Below are 4561 nucleotides of genomic sequence, written 5' to 3'. Positions count from 1 at the left end.
TTCGTGGATTTCATATGAGTTTCCAGCAGCTTATCCACATCATCACGCAAGGAGGCCAGCTTGGCAGCGATAGGCTCGAGCTCGGCAATGCAGGTTCGGCGCGGAATTGCCTCGACAACCTGGCGGAAACGTTTCCAAAGGCCTCCCCAATCGCCCGGGACATCTTCGTCAGAGGCCGCCTCGATGAGCTTGTGGATGTCACGCCGGTGCAAGGTAATCCGCTCGCGCATAAGCCTGAGCGCCCTGTTGTCGGCGCGAACACGCTCGGCCGCCGCCTCGAACTCATAAGCCCGGGCCAGCAGCGGCACCAGGGAAAAGCCAAAGGCTTCCTCGATCCCCCCTCCCCTGCCCTTCCGCGCGTAACGCTTGCCGTTCGGGCTATCCCGCCGGATGATCAGCCCGCAGTCCACAAGGGCCGCCAGGTGCCGCCTGAGTGTGGCATCGGGCATACCGTGCGCCCTGAGCGACAGCTGTGCGTTCGAGGGAAAGACGATGAGACCGTTCTCCTCACTCAGCTCACTGTCAGGATAGAAAGATAGCAACGCATTCAGGACGGCCAGAGCACGATCGCCGATGCCGACGATGCTCTTGCCCTCGCAGAGGTTTCGGTAGATCTGCCACTTGTCGACGACCCTGCCCTTGGGGATCTCACGTGACTCGTTTTGCGCCGCCAGCATGGCAAGCGACATCGGCCGCCGCCCGAAGGGCGTCGTTGCAATACCCGTCTCCATTTCTTCCTTCGCCTTCAATTAGGCAAAAGAAATCTGCTCGCCAAAACGACGCCAAAGACTCTTGACAGTGATTCGCGAAAATGTGATTCTCAGCTTGCTTAAGGATGAGAAGGGCTTCCGCGACGGTGACGTTCGGGGGCCTTTTTCTTTTGCGGTTTCAGTCTCCCGTTGCTTCCTTGGTAGACATCCGGAACGCCAAATAGAGGTCATCCAGTTGTCCGGTGATGAACTCAGCGAAACGCGACCCGTCCGCGGCCTCAAGGGTGACGATGGCCTTTTTCGCGGACTTCTTCAGGGTAACGCTAACTGATCTATCCGTCGGCGCCCAAGATTTGATCGGCTCTCTCCGAGTGGGTGCAGGAATCTTGCCTGGGGGTTTTCCCGCCAAATGTTGGGCCAGCATTTCCAATCGCTCGTCGCTTGTGGCTGCTTTGAAATCGTCGGAGGCCATCAGCTCCTTGACGGCAACTCCCCCCTCCCTGAGTTTTTTGGCAAGATCGTACCAACGGTCTCGGCCGCTGTTTTTGGCGGCGCCGATGGCGGTGATGATTTCAGGCGGAATGTCCTTAGTGACAGAAATCATCTTCGAGACAACGGTTTTGTCGACCGATAACGCTGCCATGATGATTTCGCGGTCGTAGCCTTTGCGCTCGAGGTTGCCAGCAAAAACGGCCTTCTCAATGAATGAGAGATCAGCTCGGGCGCTGTTTTCCTGCCCTTGGGCGATCACATGGTCCCTATCGTCCAGTTCCTTGACGACCGCCTTCACCGGTCTCCCGAGCATTTTAGCCGCCCGCGCGCGTCGGTGGCCGAATACAGTCATGTAACGGCCGATCACGCCGGGATGTGGACGCACTAGGATTGGGCTATCCTGCCCTCTCTGCCGGATGGCTTCTACCAGCTCCTCAAAGGTCTCCTTATCATCACCTATGCGATCTGAAACGAACGAGATGTCGATCATATTAGGATCGAGTTCGATGACTGTAGCGCCTTCAAGGAGCCGGGATTCAATCTCCTTTGCCGCCTGAGCCTTCTCGGCGAGCTCATCTATCGACCTCGTTATGGCCCCGAAAGCACCACGGCTGCGGTTTCGCTCCACTGCTGGGGGCAGATCACTCACCGGATCTGAGTTGACTGCGGTCAACTTTCGCTCCGTGAATGAGGTCAGGAGGTTCTTTCTGGACATCAGCGCCCCCATGCCTTGTGGATCAACTCTGTGATCTCGGAGTTGACGCGATGCACCGATTCTATTGCGCGGTCGTACGTTGACCGTGTGAATTGGGAGCGTTCGACCTCGTAGAGCGTCTGCTTGGTTATCCCTGCATCCGAGATCGCGGTACTTTTCAGCATCTCGTTGACGAGGACATGCTGCTTGAACAGCGATCGCATGAAGGCGACCATTTGGCTCTGGGGGCCGTCAGTAGGCTCGTAGCGGGTAACAAGGTAACGAAGCCAGTCGAGCCGCATGTTGGCTCCTGCCCTCTTCAGGGTGCCCATTACCTCACCCATCATCAACAAGAACTGGCACATTGACATCACATCAAGCATCTGTGGATGCACGGTGATCAGGATGCCGGTTGATGAAGAGAGCGCGGTCAGTGTCAAATAGCCAAGCTGAGGTGGGCAATCGATGATGACTACATCGTACTGGTCTGCAACGTCAGCCAAGGCCTCATCGAGACGTCCGAAAAAGATGCGGCCCATGGAGCCGTCCTTTTGAGCGAGGGCGAGGGGGGTATCGTATTCGAATTCCTGCAGCTCAAGATTTGCCGGCACGATGTCGAGATCGGGGAAGTTTGTCTTCTGAACTAGCGCCGACAGCGGCTTTCTTTCGTCGTCATAGCGTAGGGCTTCGTAGAGGGATTCGTTGTGATCGACCTCCGGCTGAAAGCCGTGCAGGGCGGATAACGAGGCCTGCGGATCAAGGTCGATGGCTAGAACTCGGTGCCCAGTTAGTGCGAGATGCTGCGCCAGGTGGGCTGCCGTCGTGGTTTTTGCGGAGCCCCCCTTGAAATTGACGACTGCAATTATCTGCAGGTGTTCCGTGTTTCGACGGTGCGGAACGTACTTCGCGGCCGCCCGGCTGTTTCTATCCAAATACTGGCGCATCTCCAGTAGCTGCACGGCCGTGTATGAACGGCGGCCGGACGGCGTTACCATCGGCAGCGGCCCCTTGCCTTCGAGAGACAAATTCTTGAGATAACCGCTCGTCACATTGAGATATTGCGCAGCCTCCGACAACTGGAACGGTCGCAAGGTTTTCTGTGCATTCGGCGGGAACATTTCGAGCCGATGCTCGTGAAGCATTGCGGAGAGGTCATTGGCCTGCTGCGTGATTAACAGATCGACTTCTGCAATCTCTTCCCGGATCATCATATTCATCGAATTTTTCCGCACATGCGTTTCTAAAGCCGATACGGCCTACTAACCGCATGTAGCCCTGATTCTTTCGGTCCGGCAACAGATTTAATACTAACGGAAGGTTAACAGAGATGTCGCCCGCCCTCAGTTGACTGCAGTCAACTTGGCTGCTGGAAGTCGACTCACGTGACACCGCGCATTTGCCATCAAGGATCCACCTGACGTGGCGTCGGAGCGGCGGTTGAATAAAAAAGATCTGCTCCCCGGCGCAGTGTTGGCGATATCCTCGTCTCTGAGGATCTAGGCCAGAAAATCGCGCTTGGTCGAATGGGAGCGCAGCATCGAACGCCTCCGCACGCGCAGTTTTCGTCGATTACTGCCTTTGGCAGATGCGCATCGGTCCAAGCTTAGATCAGATAGCGCCGGTCGGCCGAGGCGAGCAACACGGCGGCGTCTCGATCGCGCAAACGCACCCGTCCTTGGCGCAGGCCTTCAGCGATTGCATCACCGACCCCCGGATCGACGGAGTGCCCATGCGTCACCAGAAAGAACCCGGCGAAGGGCAGGCCAATCTCGGCGTGGACCGCCTCGGTCCCTCCATCAGGAGGTGCACCAAAGCGCCCTCTTCCAACAGCAGCTTCTGGTGGGGCATTTTGAGCGGCCGCAGAATAAGGACCGACCTCGCGCCGGCCGCGATGCTCCAATTCGTGGCGTATCAAAAGCCAAATGGGCAAAAAATTGTTCGACAGATGCACTCGACCGGTCCTAGTCCGCAAAAAAACGGTCTTCGCGCGACACGAAATCGACAATCATGAGCGCCCTCGGGCCTGACCTCGCGGATGACACGGGCCTCAAGCTCAGGTCGTTGCGCCTGTCACTGCTCTGCTTCGATGCGGGTCCGCGCGCTAGGCGGCCGCGCAGCCGGTAGACGGGTCCAGCAAGCACGGGGCGCGTCGGTTACAAATTCACGCCGCACCCAGGCCGGGCCGAACAGATCGTCGGCGCTGTAGAGACGGCAGTCGGAATCGACGACCGACCGAGCCAGCTATTCGATCTCGCGGCCGAGCGAGATCTGGACGAAGTCGGCGACGCCGCGGCCGGTGGGGGCGAAGACAATGACGCTCGTTCCGCGCCATTCGGCGATTTTTTGGACGGCCGATCGGTGCCGGTTCCAGAAGGCGGTGAAATTGCCGTCGAGCGCGGCCAACTCGCCGGGCGAGCGATATGCTTGTCGCATAGCCGCTCGACGTGGACGGTCTTGTTGCCTTTCGCGATACGCCGAGGCGGGTTCAGCGCAGTCTGAAATCATGATGGCAGGATGAATTTGGGAGCGCACATACCAGCCGTCGTTTCCGTTGGCGCGGCCAGTCGTGCCGGCCAAGCCGTGGTTCATTCGTCGCCGGCGAGGCCGTCGAACGCCTCCATCAGCGCATCGACGATCGCTTGGCCGAGCGCCTGTGCTGTCTCAG

At 58.3% G+C, this 4561-nt stretch carries 5 protein-coding genes; all 5 read right to left on the bottom strand.

The genetic code is table 11. From position 1 onward, the window contains the following. Positions 1-731 (bottom strand): plasmid replication protein RepC (repC, locus tag EOA24_RS28290; RefSeq protein WP_145992550.1); only part of this gene is annotated, 731 nt, incomplete at its 3' end. Between the two features lie 157 nt (positions 732-888). Continuing rightward, the gene (gene repB / locus EOA24_RS28285; RefSeq protein ID WP_189354284.1) at positions 889-1917 is read right to left on the bottom strand and encodes a plasmid partitioning protein RepB; all 1029 of its coding nucleotides are present in this window, start codon (positions 1915-1917) and stop codon (positions 889-891) included. Then, a complete protein-coding gene (gene repA / locus EOA24_RS28280; RefSeq protein WP_127410306.1) occupies positions 1917-3113 on the bottom strand; it encodes a plasmid partitioning protein RepA in 1197 nt (398 codons plus the stop codon). Before repA ends, repB begins: the two co-directional genes overlap by 1 nt. A 386-nt stretch (positions 3114-3499) precedes the next feature. Further along, the gene (locus tag EOA24_RS41885; protein ID WP_189354280.1) at positions 3500-3847 is read right to left on the bottom strand and encodes a hypothetical protein; all 348 of its coding nucleotides are present in this window, start codon (positions 3845-3847) and stop codon (positions 3500-3502) included. A 290-nt stretch (positions 3848-4137) separates the two neighbouring features. Then, positions 4138-4329: a hypothetical protein gene (locus EOA24_RS28275; RefSeq protein WP_127410305.1), complete on the bottom strand. Its 192-nt coding sequence runs from the start codon at positions 4327-4329 to the stop codon at positions 4138-4140. Positions 4330-4561: the final 232 nt, after the last annotated feature.

The organism is Mesorhizobium sp. M2A.F.Ca.ET.039.01.1.1 (assembly GCF_003998035.1).
Lineage (GTDB): Bacteria > Pseudomonadota > Alphaproteobacteria > Rhizobiales > Rhizobiaceae > Mesorhizobium.
This window is presented reverse-complemented; position numbering and strand designations above follow the sequence as displayed.

Coding starts and splice junctions, on each gene's coding strand:
- EOA24_RS28275 (WP_127410305.1), bottom strand. CDS start 4,329: ATGCGACAAGCATATCGCTCGCCCGGCGAGTTGGCCGCGCTCGACGGC.
- repA (WP_127410306.1), bottom strand. CDS start 3,113: ATGAATATGATGATCCGGGAAGAGATTGCAGAAGTCGATCTGTTAATC.
- repB (WP_189354284.1), bottom strand. CDS start 1,917: ATGTCCAGAAAGAACCTCCTGACCTCATTCACGGAGCGAAAGTTGACC.